This is a genomic window from Limnohabitans sp. (assembly GCF_044373035.1).
Taxonomy (GTDB): domain Bacteria; phylum Pseudomonadota; class Gammaproteobacteria; order Burkholderiales; family Burkholderiaceae_C; genus Limnohabitans_A.
Window position 1 is genome coordinate 1 of the sequence record NZ_JBILQU010000066.1, and the last position, 16,650, is coordinate 16,650.

The 16,650-nt window shown below is 63.1% G+C and carries 15 protein-coding genes; 3 read left to right on the forward strand and 12 right to left on the reverse strand.

The genetic code is table 11. From position 1 onward, the window contains the following. The 4 genes from ACIQ47_RS10530 to ACIQ47_RS10545 all read right to left on the reverse strand — a co-directional run. On the reverse strand, window positions 1-793 hold a 793-nt coding region (locus ACIQ47_RS10530), incomplete at its 3' end, for a type II secretion system F family protein (protein ID WP_396438076.1). Next, window positions 786-2,504 carry a type II secretion system ATPase GspE gene (gene gspE / locus ACIQ47_RS10535; protein WP_396438077.1) on the reverse strand — a complete coding sequence of 573 codons (1,719 nt, stop codon included), beginning with the start codon at window positions 2,502-2,504 and terminating at the stop codon, window positions 786-788. The genes ACIQ47_RS10530 and gspE, both read right to left, overlap by 8 nt. A gap of 193 nt (window positions 2,505-2,697) precedes the next feature. After that, the gene (locus tag ACIQ47_RS10540) at window positions 2,698-4,389 is read right to left on the reverse strand and encodes a serine hydrolase domain-containing protein (protein WP_396438078.1); all 1,692 of its coding nucleotides are present in this window, start codon (window positions 4,387-4,389) and stop codon (window positions 2,698-2,700) included. Between the two features lie 134 nt (window positions 4,390-4,523). Next, the gene (locus ACIQ47_RS10545) at window positions 4,524-6,152 is read right to left on the reverse strand and encodes a peptide chain release factor 3 (RefSeq protein ID WP_396438079.1); all 1,629 of its coding nucleotides are present in this window, start codon (window positions 6,150-6,152) and stop codon (window positions 4,524-4,526) included. A 165-nt stretch (window positions 6,153-6,317) separates the two neighbouring features. Between ACIQ47_RS10545 and ACIQ47_RS10550 the strand changes: the two genes are divergently transcribed. Further along, window positions 6,318-7,508, forward strand: a complete 1,191-nt coding sequence (locus ACIQ47_RS10550) for an MFS transporter (protein ID WP_396438080.1) — start codon at window positions 6,318-6,320, stop codon at window positions 7,506-7,508. On the opposite strand, the gene ACIQ47_RS10555 is transcribed toward ACIQ47_RS10550, so the two are convergent. Together ACIQ47_RS10555 and ACIQ47_RS10560 are read right to left on the reverse strand one after the other, a co-directional pair. Further along, complete coding sequence (locus ACIQ47_RS10555; protein WP_396438081.1) at window positions 7,462-8,340, reverse strand: lysophospholipase; 879 nt, start codon at window positions 8,338-8,340, stop codon at window positions 7,462-7,464. The two genes, ACIQ47_RS10550 and ACIQ47_RS10555, sit on opposite strands and share 47 nt — an antisense overlap. Further along, window positions 8,340-9,821: a M20 family metallopeptidase gene (locus ACIQ47_RS10560; RefSeq protein WP_396438082.1), complete on the reverse strand. Its 1,482-nt coding sequence runs from the start codon at window positions 9,819-9,821 to the stop codon at window positions 8,340-8,342. Before ACIQ47_RS10560 ends, ACIQ47_RS10555 begins: the two co-directional genes overlap by 1 nt. 161 nt (window positions 9,822-9,982) lie before the next feature. Here ACIQ47_RS10560 and ACIQ47_RS10565 point away from each other — a divergent pair, with 161 nt between their 5' ends. After that, the gene (locus tag ACIQ47_RS10565) at window positions 9,983-10,657 is read left to right on the forward strand and encodes an NTP transferase domain-containing protein (protein ID WP_396438083.1); all 675 of its coding nucleotides are present in this window, start codon (window positions 9,983-9,985) and stop codon (window positions 10,655-10,657) included. A 14-nt stretch (window positions 10,658-10,671) separates the two neighbouring features. Beyond that, window positions 10,672-11,673 (forward strand): XdhC family protein, encoded by a 1,002-nt coding sequence (locus ACIQ47_RS10570; RefSeq protein ID WP_396438084.1) that lies wholly within the window; start codon window positions 10,672-10,674, stop codon window positions 11,671-11,673. 6 nt (window positions 11,674-11,679) lie between these two features. On the opposite strand, the gene ACIQ47_RS10575 is transcribed toward ACIQ47_RS10570, so the two are convergent. The 6 genes from ACIQ47_RS10575 to ACIQ47_RS10600 form a co-directional block, all read right to left on the reverse strand. Continuing rightward, on the reverse strand, window positions 11,680-12,423 hold the full coding sequence (locus ACIQ47_RS10575) for a sulfite exporter TauE/SafE family protein (RefSeq protein WP_396438085.1): 744 nt from the start codon (window positions 12,421-12,423) through the stop codon (window positions 11,680-11,682). 72 nt (window positions 12,424-12,495) lie between these two features. Next, window positions 12,496-13,329: a 2-oxo-tetronate isomerase gene (gene otnI / locus ACIQ47_RS10580; RefSeq protein ID WP_396438086.1), complete on the reverse strand. Its 834-nt coding sequence runs from the start codon at window positions 13,327-13,329 to the stop codon at window positions 12,496-12,498. A gap of 80 nt (window positions 13,330-13,409) precedes the next feature. Next, complete coding sequence (locus tag ACIQ47_RS10585; RefSeq protein ID WP_396438090.1) at window positions 13,410-14,069, reverse strand: aldolase; 660 nt, start codon at window positions 14,067-14,069, stop codon at window positions 13,410-13,412. A 2-nt stretch (window positions 14,070-14,071) separates the two neighbouring features. Beyond that, window positions 14,072-15,337, reverse strand: a complete 1,266-nt coding sequence (gene otnK, locus ACIQ47_RS10590) for a 3-oxo-tetronate kinase (protein WP_396438087.1) — start codon at window positions 15,335-15,337, stop codon at window positions 14,072-14,074. Beyond that, window positions 15,334-16,233, reverse strand: coding sequence for an L-threonate dehydrogenase (gene ltnD, locus ACIQ47_RS10595; protein ID WP_396438088.1), 900 nt, complete (start codon window positions 16,231-16,233; stop codon window positions 15,334-15,336). Before ltnD ends, otnK begins: the two co-directional genes overlap by 4 nt. A 52-nt stretch (window positions 16,234-16,285) precedes the next feature. After that, window positions 16,286-16,650, reverse strand: a 365-nt coding sequence (locus ACIQ47_RS10600) for a tripartite tricarboxylate transporter substrate-binding protein (protein ID WP_396438089.1), incomplete at its 5' end; no start/stop codon positions are given.

Consider the following 16,650-nt stretch of genomic DNA (forward strand, 5'->3'; position numbering starts at 1 on the left):
ACTGTTGTCCGCCGGGCGATTGCATCCAGCGGCGCACCAGCCAGAACAGCGCGAGCAAGACCAAGGCCATCACCGGCGCGTATTCGGTAAAAGCTTTGCCCACCACCATCACGAAACGGGTGGGCGCGGGCAGCGCGTCGCCCATGTCGTTGAACAGGGTTTCGAATTGGGGCACCACAAAGCCGAGCATGGCGACCAGCGAAATGATGGCCACGCCCAGCAGGATGCAGGGGTAAATGATGGCCGAGATGACGCTTTCGCGCAGGGCTTTGAGGCGTTCGAGGTGTTCGACCAGGCGTTCGAGCACGGCGCTGATTTGGCCGCTGGCCTCGCCCGAGCGGATCATGTTGATGTAGAAGTCGCTGAATTGCTGCGGGTGTTTGCCCAGCGCCTTGCTCAAGGGCTGGCCACTTTTGACGTCTTCGAGCAGGGTTTGGGTCAGCGCCATCATGGCGGGCTTGGCGTTCATGCCAATGAGCACGCGCAAGGCGTTGTCCAGCGCCAGCCCGGCTTTGAGCATGATGGACAACTCGCTGGACATGACCAGGATGTCGGCCTGGGTCACGTTTTGGTTGGACAGCAGGCGCGACAGGCGTGAGCTTTGACCGCCGTGCAGGTTTTTGAACTGGGTGGCTTGTTCTGCCACCAGCGAGGTGCCGGCTTCGCGGATGTTCAGCAGGGTCAGGCCCTGGCTGCGCAGCTGCTGCATGGCGCGCGCCTGGGTGGGGGCGCTCAGGCGGCCTTCGTGGATGCTGGCGTCGGCACGGGCGGCTTTCCAGACGTAATCAGGCATCGGACTGGTCCTCGGTCACGCGCAGCAGTTCGTCCAGCGTGGTGACGCCGTCGGCCACTTTGCGCAGACCGTCTTCGTAGAGGGTGTGCATGCCCGCCGCCGTGGCTTTGGTGTGCAGCGAGGCCGAGTCCAGGCCGTCCAGGATGCCTCGACGCATGACGTCGTCCATGACCAGCAGCTCGTGGATGCCGGTGCGGCCCGAATAGCCGGTTTGACGGCACTGCGGGCAACCCACGGCGCGCCAGAGTTTGGGCGCGCTCAGGCCCAGGCGGTCCATGCCGGCTTCTTTGACGACTTGGGGGTCGGGCACGTAGGCTTCTTTGCAGTGTTGGCAAAGGCGGCGCACCAGGCGCTGGGACAGCACGCCGTTGACCGAGGAGGTGATGAGGTAGGGCTCGACGCCCATGTCTTGCAGACGGATGATGGCGCCGGCGGCGGTGTTGGTGTGCAAGGTGGACAGCACCAGGTGGCCCGTGAGGGCGGACTGCACGGCGATTTGCGCGGTTTCGGTGTCGCGCATTTCGCCGATCATGATGATGTCGGGGTCTTGCCGCAGGATGGAGCGCAGGGCGCGGGCAAAACTCAGGCCGATTTGCTGGTGCACCTGGATCTGGTTGATGCCTTCGAGCTGGTACTCAACGGGCTCTTCGACGGTGATGATTTTGTGCGCGTCCGAGTCGATTTTGGACAGGGCCGCGTACAAGGTGGTGGTTTTGCCCGAGCCGGTGGGGCCGGTGACCAACAAAATACCGTGGGGCCTGCCCAGCAGTTGGTTGAAGCGCTCCAGAGTGTCGGCTTCGAAGCCCATGGATTCGAGGCTGTAGCGCACGCTGGTGCGGTCAAGCACGCGCATGACCACGCTTTCGCCGTGCACGGTGGGGATGGTGGACACGCGCAGGTCCAGTTCGCGGCCCTTGACCCGGGTTTTGATGCGGCCGTCTTGCGGCAAGCGGCGCTCGGCGATGTCCAGGTGCGCCATGAGCTTGACGCGTGAGTTGACCGCCGGGCTGAGCTGGGGCGAGACGATTTCTTCGGTGCGGATGACACCGTCCACCCGGTAGCGCACATGCAGGCCGTCGTCAAAGGGTTCGAGGTGGATGTCCGAGGCGCGCATGTCGATGACGCGGCCAATGATGAGGTTGACCAGCCGGATGACGGGGGCCTCGCTGGCCAGGTCGCGCAGGTGTTCGACAAAGTCGCCCACGTCGGTGCCCAGCTCGTCGTCGTCTTCGCGCTCGGGTTCGTCATGGCTGCTCAGGGCTTTTTCGATGTCTGAGGGGTTGGCCACACAGGGGTGGATGCGCTGCCCGGTGGCCAAGCGCAGGGCTTTGAGCACAAAGGGGTCGTCGGCCACGGCCATGGCCAGGCTCAAACCGGTTTCGTCGAGTTTGAGGGGGTAAATCAGGTGGGTGCGCAAGAAGTCGGGCTGCAGGCCTTCGACTTCGGGCATGACATCAGGAAACTCGTCGGCGGCCACAAAGGGCAACTGCAGCAGCTCGGCCAGCGCTTGGGTGACGTCGCCTTCAGACACCAGACCGAGGTTGACCAGCACTTGTTCGAGCACGCTGGCGGTTTCGTCGCGCGCGTTGAGGGCGCGGTCGAGGTCGCGTGCAGTGAGCTTGCCCTGGTTGACCAGCAAATCGCCCAAACGCGAGCGGGGCTGGAGCGGAGCAACATCCATGGGAGCGGGTGCGGTGGACAGTGCGGTCATGGGGACATCGTCGAAAGCTGAATAGCGATGGATGTTACCCCAGTCGCCCCCGACAAGGCCTGCCCCTGTTTCTGATCTAACGTAGCGCCTTCACAGGCGCACTCACCCCGGGCGAAGACCCGGGGTCCATGGCGCTGCGCTTGGCCAACGCCAGCTTCCCGCTCTGGAATCCGACTTCATGGACTTTGCGGTGTCAGTTTCTGGGCTTGCTGCCCAGGCGCATCCAGTCCCGAGCAATCGGGTAGACGAGGTCCATGTGGCGGTCGGCCGAGTTGCTGAACATCATGAAAATTCTGGCGTTGTCCGGTTGTGTGCTCCAGCCTATGCGCTGGCCGCCGTAGCCCACGGCCCAAAAGCTTTGCGGTGTCATGGCGTTTTCAGTGAACGTGAAGTAACCGTAACCGGACATGTGGTTGACCAAGCCAGGCGCACGGATTTGGGTGCTGCCCATGTCCCGAATGAAGCGGCCAAAGCAGCTGTCTTGTTTGCGCTCCTTGTCCACGTGAATGGCCAGCCTGATCCAGTCGATCAGCGCCAAGCGCATGCCGTCGTTGGCGCCCCGAAAATAACCACTGCGGTCGGTCGCCAAAATGGCCGCGTGCTCGGCATCGGCAGGGGCCAGCAATTGTTCTTCCACCCAGCGGGTGGCAGGCATGCCGGCTGTTTTTTCCAGCATCATGGCAGCGGTGTAGGGATCGCGTGACTTGTAGCTGAAGCGTTCACCCGGCTTGATTTTGGAAAACAAGCCCCGCTGCGCCGAGGATTGGCTGGGTGTGGCGAGCAAGCGCTCCAGATTGCCTGCGCCTTCGAAGTGAAAGCGCGTTTCTTCTGCGGTGGTTCCCAGGTAGTCGCGTTCGCCGGGCTCGGTGGTGCCCGAGGCCATCATCAGCAAGTCGCGCAATGTGGCGACGCCCAAATCGGTGCCAGACAACGCAGGGATGACCGCGTCAGCACGTTGCCCCAGGCTCAATCGGCCTGCACAAATGGCCTTGCCCGCAGCGAGAGCGGTCATGGTCTTGGCCATGCTGGCGCTCAGCAGTCGTGAGTCCAGGCGGATGCCGCCAGTGGTGGTGATGCTCACGATCTCGCCGGCGTCCAGCAACACCAGCACCCGGGATTCGATCTGCTGCATCAATGCCTCGGCGCGCTGGACGATCGGGGCTTCTATGGGCGTGGCAGGGCGGACGGGTACAGGCTGAGCTTGCGGACGCGGGCTGGTGCGGTAGTGCCAAGCTTGGCCCGAACCCAACAGAAAATCTTCAGGTAAATAAAGCACACCCCCATCTCCCAGTGGTGCGCCACCTGGCCCTGGCGTGGTGGCTGCCTGGTTTTTGGGTGGGGTTTTGGGGGCGACCTCTTTGATCTGGAATGTTTTGTGGGTCAGGTCGGTGCGGGGCGGGGCTTGTAGGGCTTGGGCCATGGCGGGTGGCGCGGTGGTGCCTGGGGTGCCTGGGGTGCCTGGGGTGCCTGGGGTGCGCGTGAGGGACGCGCTGCAACGCTCTCGCACCAGGCTTTTGCCATCAGCTGCAAACATTTGCCCCTTGAGTTCCAGGGTGCCGTTGGGGGCATGGCCACTCAGGCGTGTGACCCAGCGGGTCGCGGTGTCGGATCGGCGTCGGCCTTGGGACTGGAGGTCCAGCTGGCCCGATGGCGCCCGCTGATAGGAATAAGTCTCTACGGTCTGCTCGTCGGACCGGTCGGAGGTACCCGACATGCCGGTCAGGGTTAAAGTCAGGGGCAGGGTGAAACCGGGGCCGCGATTCGCAGTATTTTCAGAGCAGGTCAATGCACCGACCCAGCGGCCGTCCAGCGCATTGGCCCAGGCCATAGGGCTGGCCAGTGCCAACCACGCAAGGGCGGCAGCGGTTAGTTTTGAATGGTTCATGCCGACGCCTTTGGGTGAGAAGATGGTGGTCAAAATGTTTCTCGAATTGGGGGGCTAAGCGCCCTCTCCCCTGGGCCAACATAAATCCCTGATTTTCAGTGGCCCCACGTCAAGGTTTGGATTCCCATGGCAGATCAGCCGGCCGAGCCCAGCGCCAGGCCCGCGTGTTCGCGCAGGGGGTGAAAGTGGATTTTGGGAAAGCGCTCTTGCGCCAGGCGCACATCGTAGGGGCTGGTGCACAAATAGGCCAAGGTGCCAGCCGCGTCGAGCGACATGCGCTGTGGGTAGGCGTTGGTGAACTCGCGCAGTTCGGCCGGGGTGTCGGCGGTGATCCAGCGGGCGCCGGTGTATTGGCAGCCTTCCAGCCGCACGTCGCAGTCGTATTCGGCTTTGAGGCGGTGCTGCACCACTTCAAACTGCAGTTGACCGACCGCGCCCAGCAGCATGGGGCCGCCGATTTCGGGTTTGAAGACCTGGATCGCGCCTTCTTCGCCCAATTGGTCGAGGCCGGTTTGCAGTTGCTTGGTGCGCAGCGGGTTTTTCAGGATCACGGTCATGAAGAGTTCGGGCGCAAAAAACGGCAGACCGGTGAATTGCAGATTCGCACCGTCGGTGATGGTGTCGCCCAGTTGCACGCCGCCGTGGGTGGTGAAGCCAATGATGTCTCCGGCATAGGCTTCGTCCACCGCTTCGCGCCGTTGCGAGAGGAAGGTGACCACGCTGGTGGGGCGCAGTTCTTTGGCGGTGCGCTGCACCTTGAGCTTCATGCCGGGGGTGTATTTGCCAGACGCCATGCGCACAAAGGCGATGCGGTCGCGGTGGTTGGCGTCCATGTTGGCTTGCACCTTGAACACCACGCCCGAAAACGCGCTGTCTTCGGGCTGGATCTCTTTGACCACGGGCTGTTTGTTGACCAGCAGGTTGCTGGTGCGGGGCCGGGGCGCGGGGGCCAGGTCGACCAGGGCGTCGAGCACTTCCATCACACCGAAGTTGTTCACGCCGGAGCCGAAGAACACGGGGGTTTGCTTGCCCGCCAAGAAGGCGGCTTCGTCAAACGCGGGCGATGCGCCGGTGGCCAGCTCCATGCTGTCCATGGCGGTTTGCCATTCCAGGCCAAAGCGCTCGGCCAGTTGGGCTTGCTCGGTGAGGGAGATGGTTTCGAAGTCTTGCGGCAGGCGTTCGCTGCCGGAGTCGAACACGGTCATGGCCTTTGTGCGCAGGTTGACGATGCCGCCAAACGATTTGCCTTGGCCGATAGGCCAGGTCATGGGCACGCAGGGCATGCCCAACTCGCGTTCAACTTCGTCCAGGATGTCGAGCGGGTCGCGCACTTCGCGGTCCATCTTGTTGACAAAGGTGATGATGGGCGTGTTGCGTTGACGGCAGACCTCGATCAGGCGGCGGGTCTGCGCTTCCACACCGTTGGCCGCGTCGATCACCATCAGGGCCGAGTCCACGGCAGTCAGCACGCGGTAGGTGTCTTCGCTGAAGTCTTTGTGGCCGGGGGTGTCGAGCAGATTGATGACGTGGTCGCGGTAGAGCATTTGCATGACAGACGAGGCCACCGAGATGCCGCGCTGCTTTTCGATTTCCATCCAGTCCGATGTGGCGTGGCGCGAGGCCTTGCGGGCCTTGACCGAACCGGCGATCTGGATCGCGCCCGAGAACAGCAAGAGCTTTTCGGTCAGCGTGGTTTTACCCGCGTCGGGGTGGGAAATGATGGCAAACGTTCGGCGGCGCCGGGTTTCGTGGGCGTAGGTCACAAGGGGTCCTGAAGATCGTGCGGGTGGCCAAACAGCCCCCGTGGTGGCCAAACCCGTGCGGGCCGACCAAAGGGGCGATTTTACCGGGCTCGGCCCAAATCAGACCGGCGAGCGCAGTCGCCTAGGGGCAGACCCCGAAGCCCATTCGGCCATACACTGCAGGGTATGAATGCCAACCTCCTCCTCCTCACGCTCTGCCAGGGCCTGTTCTTCACCAACAACGTCACCTTCATCGCCATCAACGGTTTGGTGGGTCTGTCGATGGCGCCGCTGGGCTGGATGGCGACTTTGCCCGTCATGGGCTATGTGGTGGGTGGAGCCCTGTCGACCGGGCTGGTGGCCAAGAGCCAGTCGCGCTGGGGGCGCAAGGTGTCGTTTCAGCTGGGGCTGGGCGTGGCTTTTTTCTCGGCCTTGTTGGCCGCTTATGCCGCGTGGAGCCACAACTTCTGGCTGCTGGTGGCGGCCACGGTCATTGCGGGTTACTACAGCGCCAACGGCCAGTTGTACCGTTTTGCGGCAGCCGAGTTGGCGGCAGACGGCTTCAAGGAAAAAGCGGTTTCTTTGGTTTTGGCGGGTGGCTTGATTGGTGCCATCGTCGGCCCCAACCTGGCCTCGCGCACCCGCACCCTGTACGAAGTGCCGTTTTTGGGCGCTTACATGGCGCTGGGCATCGTGGCGATTTTGGCCATGGTCTGCATGGCCTTCATCCGTTTCCCGGAAGTGCCCGCCAAAAAGCCCGGGGACAGCGCGGGCAGGCCTTTGCGCGAGATCATGCGCCAACCGGTGTTCATCGTCGCGGCGGCGGCAGCGGCCCTCAGTTATGGCGTGATGAACTTGCTGATGGCAGCCACCCCGCTGGCCATGCAGGTGTGCGGCTTCAGTTTTGACGATGCAGCGCTGGTGCTGGAGTGGCATGTGATCGCCATGTTTGCGCCGGGCTTTTTCACAGGGCACCTGATCAAGAAATTCGGTACGCTTCCAATCATGGCGGTGGGCGTGGTCATCAACTTCGCGTGCATCGGCATTGCACTTACCGGGGTTGAGTTGCACCAGTTTCTGATCTCGCTGTTCTTGCTGGGCCTGGGCTGGAACTTTTTGTTCACCGGCAGCACCACGCTGGCCATGAAGGCCTGGACCCCTGCCGAAAAAGACCGGGGTCAGGCAGCCATCAACTTCTTTGTGTTTGCAACCATGGCCGTGACCTCGTTCGCATCAGGTGCCTTGGTCACCACACAGGGCTGGATGTGGCTGAACATCGGCTCGCTCTTGCCAGTGGCATTGACCGGCGTGGCGCTGGTGTGGATGGTGTTCAAACAGAGGGACGCGCAGAAAATCGTGCCATCAGCCAGCGCTTGAGCGCGGTGAACACCTGGGCGCGGTAGAGGTCGTTGAAGATCTCGTGGTACATGGCCTCAAAGCACTCGGCCTGCAGCACGGCGGCGGGTGCGGCCCGCGCGAAGTCGGCACTGGCCTGCGCATTGACCAATCGGTCTTGCCCCGCGTAAAGCAGCAAAGTGGGCACCTGCCACTGCCCTGCGTCTGCCCGTGTTTGAGCCCCCTGCGTCAAAATCCAGGCCGCCAGACCCGCGCTGATGCGGCGGTGCACCAGCGGATCGGCCTGGTAGGCTTTCACCACATCGGGGTCGCGTGACAAGAACTCGGTTTTCAAGCCGTTGTCCACACGCAGGTGCGGCAGCACGTGGGGCAGGCTGGCCAACAGCATTTTCTGGAACAAGTTGGGGAACGCGCCCAAGGCCGGTGATGACAACACCGCCGCATCGACCGGGCGCAAGCCCTCGGCCAGCGTGCGCGCCACCACCAAGCCGCCCATGCTGTGGCCCAACAAAATGAGGGGTGTGCCCTGAAAAGAAGGGTGCTGACGGGTGTCATCGATCACCCGGCACAAATCGGCCTGCAAGCTGCCAGGGCGCAACATGTCACCGCGTGCACCGTGGGATTGGCCGTGGCCTTGCTGGTCGTAGGCGCGCACCGCAAAACCCCATTGGTGCAAGTGCGCTGCCACCTCGCCGTAGCGCCCGGCGTGTTCGCCCAGGCCATGCACCAAGAGGACGGTGCCCAGCGGTTGGCTGGCAGGCAGGGCCCAGTCGTACAACGCCAGTGGGCCCGCCTCGCCATGCAAGCCCAACACTTGGGGTCGGGGCAAGGAGGGACGTGCAATCAGGTTCATCAAGGCATCCGCGCCATCACTTCGGCCACCGCCGCCGTGAGTTTTTTGGCGTAAGGCACATGCAAAAACTCGTTCGGCCCGTGCGCGTTGCTCTTGGGGCCGAGCACGCCGCAGACCATCATTTGCGCCTTGGGGAAACCCGCGCTCAGCATGCTCATCAGCGGGATGGTGCCGCCTTGCCCGATGTAGCCCACGCCTGCGCCAAAGTGCGCCTGGCTGGAGCTGTTGAGTGCTTGCTCGAACCAAGGGGAGGTGTCGGGCGCGTTCCAGCCCGTCGCGCCGCCACCCGATTCAAAGGTGACTTTGGCTTGGTAAGGTGCGTTGTCTTCGAGCAGGGCTTTCATCTCGGCCACGGCTTGTGCCGCTTCCACCAGCGGCGGCAGGCGCAGGCTGAGCTTGAAGGCGGTGTAAGGCCGCAGCACATTGCCCGCGTCTTTGATCGCTGGAAAGCCTTCCGCCCCGGTCACGCTGAGCGTGGGCGTCCAGGTGCGGTTGAGCAGGGCTTGTGTCGGGTCGGTGGTGGTGGGCAACGCAAAGCTGGTGGAGCCGCCGCAGTCGTAATGCGCCCACGGAAACCGCTTGTACACCTCGTCACCCAGGATGGCCGCGGTGGCTTGGGCTTGCGCCAGCCGCTCGGCGGGCACTTCGCAATGAAAACTCGCGGGCAGCAGACGGCCTGTGGCGCTGTCTTCGAGGCGGTCAAGCACTTGGCGCATGATGCGAAAGCTCGACGGCACCAGGCCTGAGGCGTCGCCCGAGTGAATGCCCTCGGTGAGGATCTGAACCTTGAGCGTGCCGCTGGCCATGCCGCGCAGGCTGGTGGTGAGCCACAGCTGGTCGTAGTTGCCTGCACCGCTGTCCAGGCAAATCACCAAGCCCACATCGCCCAGGCGGGTGCGCAACGCGTCCACATAGGGCAGCAGGTCGTAAGAACCCGATTCTTCGCAGGTCTCGATCAAACCCACAATGCGCGGGTGGGGTGTATTTTGGCTTTTCAGGGCCTGCACGGCAGCGATGCTGGCGTAGGCCGCGTAACCGTCGTCGGCCCCACCCCGACCATAGAGCTTGCCGTCTTCATAAACAGGGGTCCAGGGGCCAAGATCGTTGCGCCAACCGTTGAACTCGGGCTGCTTGTCCAGGTGGCCATACATCAGCACCGTCTGGCCCGAGCCCTCGCTGGCGGCGCGGGTGGCCGCCACTTCAAAAAACATGACTGGCGTGCGACCGGGCAGCTGGATGATCTCGAGTGTGAGGCCCTCGACCTTTTGCGCCTCCACCCACTGCGCGGCGCGGCGCAGCACCGACTCGATGTGGCCGTGCGCGGCCCAGTCGGCGTCAAATGCGGGCGACTTGGCGGGGATCTCGATGTATTTTTTCAGCTCGGGCAGGATGGTGCTGTCCCAGGCTTGGGTCACGTCGTTCAAGGCGCGTACGCTGTCGAGCGCGCCATCGGGCATTTCGCGGTGCAGGGGGGCGTTCATGGTGGGACTCCTTGTGGCGGCACAAAAGAAAAACACTGTAGCGGTTTTGGCAAGAGAGGGCCATGGCGGTCTCGCGCTGAGGTGACACCCTCGCGGCAGCGCTGCCGAATTGCCCCGTCACAATGGCCGGTCTGCAACCTATACGGAGCGCTCGATTGAACATGAAACCGCTTGTTCGGCCCACACCGGGGCCAGCACTGCGCACAGGCGGCCTCGTGCTGGCCGCCGGCGCGGGCAGCCGCATGGGCCATCGGCCCAAATGCCTGCTGCAGCTGGACGGTTTGAGCTTGCTGGAGCGGCAATTGCAGGCCTTGTCACTGGCGGGCGTTTTCCCCATTCAGGTGGTGCTGGGGCACCACGCAGAGCGCATCCTGCAAGACGGGGCTGTCGCTCGCTGGGCTGCTCAGCCGGTGCTCAATCCGCAACCCGACGACGGTCATGTCAGCTCATTGCGCATCGGCTTGCGGGCCTTGCCACCCGATCTGGATGCGGTGGTGGTGGCACTGGCCGACCAACCCTTGATCAACACGCCAGAGGTGCAGGCATTGCTGCAGGCTTTTGCGCAGCGCCCGGCTGGAACGCAGCTGCTGCAACCGACCCTGCAAGGCTTGCCCGGCAACCCAGTGGTGTTTTCTGGCGCGGTGATGGCGCAAATCCTGGCGGGCGACGAGCCCATGGGCGCACGCCAATGGATGCAAGCCCACCCCGAAGCCGTGTACCACTGGGAAACACCCCATAGCCACTACCACCTGGACGTAGACAATGAAGAAGACCGCCAGGCCGTGCAGCAGTTGACGGGGCAAAGCCTGGGTTGGCCGCACGATTTGAACCGCTGAAAAAAGAGACAGGCATGAACAGCATCGACATTGACGTGATCCGCACCGCCCTCGATTGGCAAAGCCGTGGCCACCGCGTGGTCATGGGCACGGTGGTGCGCACTTGGGGTTCGGCACCACGGCCACCCGGCTCGCTCATGATCATCAGGGACGACGGTCAAGTCGCCGGATCGGTTTCGGGCGGTTGCATCGAAGACGATTTGATCCGCCGCGTGGCCACTGGCGAGTTGGCCCTGCGCCTGCCCGACACCACGACCTATGGGCAGACAGCCGAAGAGGTGCGACGCTTTGGCCTGCCCTGCGGCGGCTCGGTGCAGGTGGTGTTGGAGCCTTTGTCGGCCCATTCGCAACTGCGCGAATTGCTGGTGCAGATCGAGCAACACCAACGCGTGGAGCGCCGTCTGGACATGGCCACCGGCCTGGTGCGCATGCGCGTCGCCACTGAGGGCGACAAGCTGCAGTTTGACGGCCAAAGCCTGACCACCGTGCACGGCCCGCGCCTGCGTTTGCTCATCATTGGCGGCGGTCAGTTGTCGCGCTATCTGGCCGCCATGGCTGTCATGTTGGACTACCAAGTCACGGTGTGCGAGCCGCGTGTGGAATACCACGAGGGCTGGGAAGCCATGAGCGGTGTGACCTTGTCCAAAGAGATGCCCGACGACCTGGTGCTGGCCATGCAGCTGGACCACAACAGCGCCGTGGTGGCTGTGACGCACGATCCCAAACTGGACGACTTGGCGCTGATGGAGGCGCTGCGCACCCCCGCGTTTTATGTCGGCGCATTGGGCTCGCAGCACAACAACGCTCAGCGCCGCAAGCGCTTGCTGGACTTTGCGGTGAGCGAGGCCGAGGTGCGCCAATTGCACGGCCCGGTCGGCCTGAATCTGGGTGCCTTGACGCCCCCTGAAATCGCCATGAGCATCGTGGCCGAAATGACCGCCTTGCGTCGGGGCACCAATTTGCGCCAGGCGCTCAGCAATTGGGAAGGCTCAAAAACGGTGTGCGGTTTGGTTTGACAGGGCTTAGGCAGTGGCAACGTCTAAGATCAGCTTCAGTGAGATCAACAGCAAACCTACTTGCACCCACTTGAAGAACCAGTCGTCGGCGATCTTGCGTGTGAGGTACGCGCCCGCCACCGTGCCGATCAGTGCAAACGGGATCAACACCAATGCGCCCATCAGTTCGTTGGGGCCATAGGGCTGCAGCGCGTGGTACGGCCCCAACTTGACCAGATTGATGACGGCAAAAAACAAGGTCGAGGTGCCCGCAAACACCAGCTTGGACAGTTGTTGCGGCAACAGGTAAACCTGAAACGGTGGACCCCCCGCATGCGAGATGAAGCTGGTAAAGCCGGACAAACTGCCCCACAGCATGCCTTGACGCCAACTGGGAGGTTTCGGTGCTTGCTCGGCATGGCGCTTGCGCCAGGCGTTGAGCACGAAGCCCACACCCAAGAGGCCGATCATCATTTTCACGGCCGTGTCGGACACCAGTGATGCAGTCAGCCAACCGACCAGCACACCGCCCACGCCAGCAGGAACAAGAATTTTCAGATTGATGGCGCTGAAGTTCTTGCGGTACAACCACAAGCCCACCATGTCAGAGATGATGTAAATGGGCAGCAGCATCACCACCGCTTTGACCGGGGACATGAACAGCGAAAGAATGGGCACAGACAGCATGCCCACGGTGGGCAAGCCGCCTTTGGACAGGCCCACCATGGCCGCTGCCAGCCCGGCCCAAATCAGGTAATTGGCATCGGTCATGTCACATCAGGCGCTGCGCTGTGCACAGCCCTGATCGCACCCTTGTTCGCGCCCTTGTTCGCATCTGCGTATTCATAAATAGCCGCGCGCCCAGCCCAGGCCCCGCGAGGTACCGCCTGCCGAGGCATCGGCCGGGTTGTATTCGCAGCCGATCCACCCGTCCCAGCCGCACTCGGCCGACACTTTGTCGATGACTTGAAAGATGTGCGTCCAGTTCACTTCGCCCGTGCCCGGCTCGTGGCGGTGCGGCACCTCGGCGATCTGAAAATGCCCGACCCGGCCTGTGGGCAAATATTGTGCAATCTTGGCGCTCAAGTCGCCTTCGACGATCTGGCAGTGGAACAAGTCCATCTGCACCTTCACGTTGCTTGCGCCCACGGCCTGCACGATGCGGTGCGCGTGGTCTTGGCGGTTGAGGTGAAAGCCCGGCACGCTGCGGGTGTTGATGGGCTCGATCAGCACATCGCGCCCGGCCTTAGCGGCTTCGGCTGCGGCCCATTGCAGGTTGCTGATGAGCGCAGCGTCAGCCGCTTCAGGGCTGGCACCTTCGGCCCGCAAACCCACCATGGCGTGGATGCGCGGGCAATTCAGCGCTTCGGCATACACCAGCGCTTGGCCAAAGCCGGTGCGAAATTCGGCTTCGCGTCCGGGCACACTGGCCGTGCCCCGGCTTCCGCTCTCCCAAGCTTGGGTGATGCTGGCGCTGTCGGTGCCGCCGGGTGGTGCGTTGAAGAGCACCTGCTGCAAGCCGTTGGCCTGCAAGCGCGCTGCCAACTCTTGCACTGGGAAGGCGTAGGGAAACAAATACTCCACGGCCTTAAAACCGTCTTTCGCCGCCGCTTCAAAGCGGTCCAAAAACGGCAAGTCGGGGTACATCATGGAGAGGTTCGCGGCAAAGCGTGGCATGAGAGTCTTTCAGAAAAAAAGGCGTCCCACCTCGGGGTTTGTGACCCCGGACAGGATTCGAGTTCCATGAGCCATCGGCATCACCACCTCGCGCCAAAAGTCTGACGCAAATCGTCCAAGGCGCTCGCGTTCAGTGGTGCGGCGTGAGGAAACAGCAGGGTGAGCTTCGCGGTTTCTTCCAGCTCTTCGAGCGTGGCCATGGCTGCAGCGGGAGTGTCGTGCCAAACATTGGGCCCCAGGCGGGACAGCATCACGGCGCGGATCGGTGCGGCCTGAGCGGCGTATTGGCGGATCAGCGTGGCCACCTCTTTGGCCGCGTCAGGGCTGCCGGGGCGGTGGTAACGCACCAGGGGCACATGGCCGACTTTCATCACAAAGTAAGGGGTGATGGGCGCCAGCAATTCAGGGCCAACGGCATTCAGGCTGAGCGCCACACAGTGCGTGCTGTGGGTGTGGATCACGCAGCGCGTGTCGGCATCCCGCTCGCAAGCCGCTTCGTAAATTTTGCGGTGCATGGCGATGGTTTTGCTGCCCTTGTCACCGCTGACTTGCTGCCCTTGCAGGTCGAGTTTGGCCAGGTGGGCCGGGTCCAAAAAACCCAGGCACGCATCGGTGGGGGTGATGAGAAAACCATCGTCCAGCCGCACACTGATGTTGCCCGCTGTGGCGTGCACAAAGCCGCGCTCAAACAGGCTGCGGCCGACGCGGCAGACCTCTTCGCGGGCTTGGGTTTCATTCAGGTTCATGCCAACACTGTAAAGGCTTTGCTGAAAAAGTCTTCGGTGCCAAAGTTGCCCGACTTGAGCGCGATGTGCACACCACCGTGGGCTGAAGGCGCATGGCACCACGGCACGCCCGGGTCGATTTGCAGGCCAATTTGCAGCTGCGCAATGCCCAGCGCCTGTACGCAAGCGCCCGCGGTTTCACCCCCGGCCACCACCAGTTGCTTCACGCCCAGGGCCACCAAGCCACGCGTCACAGAACCCAGGGCGTGTTCGACCAAAGCGCCTGCCTCGGCCACCCCCAGCTGCGCCTGCACGGCTTTCACGGCGTCGGGCTCGGCGGTGGAATAGACCAGCACCGGGCCGCCCTTAAGCAGCGGTGCGGCCCAGGACAGCACCTGCTGAACCACGGCATCGCTTTGCCCGTTCATCAGGCTGGCGGGGTCAATGGCCCGTGCGGGTCGACCGGTGGATTTGAAGTGCGCCACCTGCGCGTTGGTGGCCAGCGAGCAGCTGCCCGACACCACGGCTTGCAGGCCCGATGCCGCAGGCAACTGGCTCGCTTGCAACGAAGGCTGCAGTCCAAAGTTGGCGGGCAGGCCAATGGCCACGCCCGATCCAGCGGTGAGCAGCGGCATGTCTTTTAAAGCGGGGCCGAGCAGCAACAGGTCGGCGTTGCTGGTGGCGTCCACCACGGCCACGCCCACGCCCAGGCTACGCAACTCGGCGATGCGTGCGCGGATCGCGGCTTCACCTTGCGCCACCGTTTTGTAATCGATCAAACCCACGGGGCGCTGGGTTTGCGCTTGCATCACGCGCACCAGGTTCGCATCCTGCATGGGCGTGAGCGGGTGGTTTTGCATGCCGCTCTCGTTGAGCAGCACGTTGCCCGCAAACAAATAGCCCTTGAACACGGTGCGGCCGTTGTCTGGGAAAGCCGGGGTCGCGATGGTGAAGTCGCATCCCAGCGCGTCCATCAGCGCCTCGGTCACCGGGCCGATGTTGCCTTCGGGCGTGCTGTCAAAGGTCGAGCAATATTTGAAATAGAGTTGCTGTGCACCCTGCGCTTGCAGCCACTTCAAGGCTTGCAACGATTGCGCGATGGCCTCGGCGGCCGGAATGGTGCGCGACTTGAGCGCCACCACCACGGCATGAACGTCGGCCGCCAACGGCACTGTGGGCACGCCAATGGTTTGCACCACCCGCATGCCCGAACGCACCAAGTTGTTGGCCAGGTCGGTGGCACCGGTGAAGTCGTCTGCAATGCAACCCAGTTTGATCTTCATGACTTGCCTTTCGGCAGTTCAATGCCCGGAAAAATCTTGATCACCGCGCTGTCGTCTTCCTTGGCAAAGCCAGCGGTGCTGGCCTGCATGAACATCTGGTGAGCAGTAGAAGACAGCGGCAGCGGGAACTTGCTGGCGCGCGCCATGTCCAGCACCAGCCCCAAATCTTTCACAAAAATGTCCACGGCCGACAGCGGCGTGTAGTCGGCCGCCAGCACATGGGCCATGCGGTTTTCAAACATCCAGCTGTTGCCCGCGCTGTTCGTGATCACCTCGTACAAAGCGGCTGGGTCCACGCCCTCGCGCAGGCCCAGCGCCATGGCCTCGGCCGCCGCCGCAATGTGCACGCCCGCCAACAGCTGGTTGATGATCTTGACCTTGCTGCCTGCGCCCGCGCTGTCGCCCAGCTTGTAGACCTTGGCGGCCATCGCGTTCAAAAATGACTCGGCCACGGCATAGGCCTCGGGCTTGGCCGCCGTCATCATCGTCATCTGGCCAGATGCGGCTTTGGCCGCACCGCCTGAGATGGGCGCATCCACGTAGCGCAAGCCCATGGCTTCGAGGCGCGCTTCCAAAGCCACCGACCAATTCGGGTCGACAGTGGAGCACATCACGAACACGCTGCCGGGCTTCATGCTGGCCGCACACCCGGGGTTGGTGCCATCGCCAAACAACACGGCTTCGGTCTGGGCGGCATTCACCACCACCGACACGACCACGTCGCACGCTGCGCCCAAAGAGGCCAGTGAATCGTGTGCTGTGCCACCCGCGTTCGTGAAGGCCTCAGCCACCTCGCGGCGCACATCAAACACCTGCACGCTGTGCCCGGCGCGGCGCAGCGAAGCGGCCATGCCCGAGCCCATGGCCCCCAAACCAATCAAACCCACTGTGGTCATGTCATCTCTCCAGAATCAAGTGCTCAAAACGAATCTTTGCAAAACGCGGTGATCAATCCAGCGTGATCTTGGCGAAGGCCGCCACTTTTTTCCATTGCGCGCTGTCGGCCTGCATGAAGCTGGCCAAGCCTTGCGCGTTGGCCCAGGCAGGCTCTGCGCCCGCCTTGAGCATGGCGGCTTTCACCTCGGGCTGGTTGGCCACGCGCTCCAGCGCTTGTTCCAGCTTCTGCTGTACCGGGGCGGGCAAGCCCGCAGGCGCGGCCACACCAAACCAGGCAAACACCTGGTAACCCTTCATGCCCGCCTCTTCCATGGTGGGCACACCCGGCAAGGCGCTGCTGCGCTGGGGCGTGGTCACGGCCAGGGCCTTGAGCTTGCCGCCATTGATCAGGCCCAGCGCCGAAGGCAGGTTGTCAA

Coding starts and splice junctions, on each gene's coding strand:
- ACIQ47_RS10575 (WP_396438085.1), bottom strand. CDS start 12,423: ATGACCGATGCCAATTACCTGATTTGGGCCGGGCTGGCAGCGGCCATG.
- ACIQ47_RS10560 (WP_396438082.1), bottom strand. CDS start 9,821: ATGAACGCCCCCCTGCACCGCGAAATGCCCGATGGCGCGCTCGACAGC.
- ACIQ47_RS10555 (WP_396438081.1), bottom strand. CDS start 8,340: ATGAACCTGATTGCACGTCCCTCCTTGCCCCGACCCCAAGTGTTGGGC.
- ACIQ47_RS10565 (WP_396438083.1), top strand. CDS start 9,983: ATGAAACCGCTTGTTCGGCCCACACCGGGGCCAGCACTGCGCACAGGC.
- ACIQ47_RS10550 (WP_396438080.1), top strand. CDS start 6,318: ATGAATGCCAACCTCCTCCTCCTCACGCTCTGCCAGGGCCTGTTCTTC.
- ltnD (WP_396438088.1), bottom strand. CDS start 16,233: ATGACCACAGTGGGTTTGATTGGTTTGGGGGCCATGGGCTCGGGCATG.
- ACIQ47_RS10570 (WP_396438084.1), top strand. CDS start 10,672: ATGAACAGCATCGACATTGACGTGATCCGCACCGCCCTCGATTGGCAA.
- otnK (WP_396438087.1), bottom strand. CDS start 15,337: ATGAAGATCAAACTGGGTTGCATTGCAGACGACTTCACCGGTGCCACC.
- gspE (WP_396438077.1), bottom strand. CDS start 2,504: ATGACCGCACTGTCCACCGCACCCGCTCCCATGGATGTTGCTCCGCTC.
- otnI (WP_396438086.1), bottom strand. CDS start 13,329: ATGCCACGCTTTGCCGCGAACCTCTCCATGATGTACCCCGACTTGCCG.
- ACIQ47_RS10540 (WP_396438078.1), bottom strand. CDS start 4,389: ATGAACCATTCAAAACTAACCGCTGCCGCCCTTGCGTGGTTGGCACTG.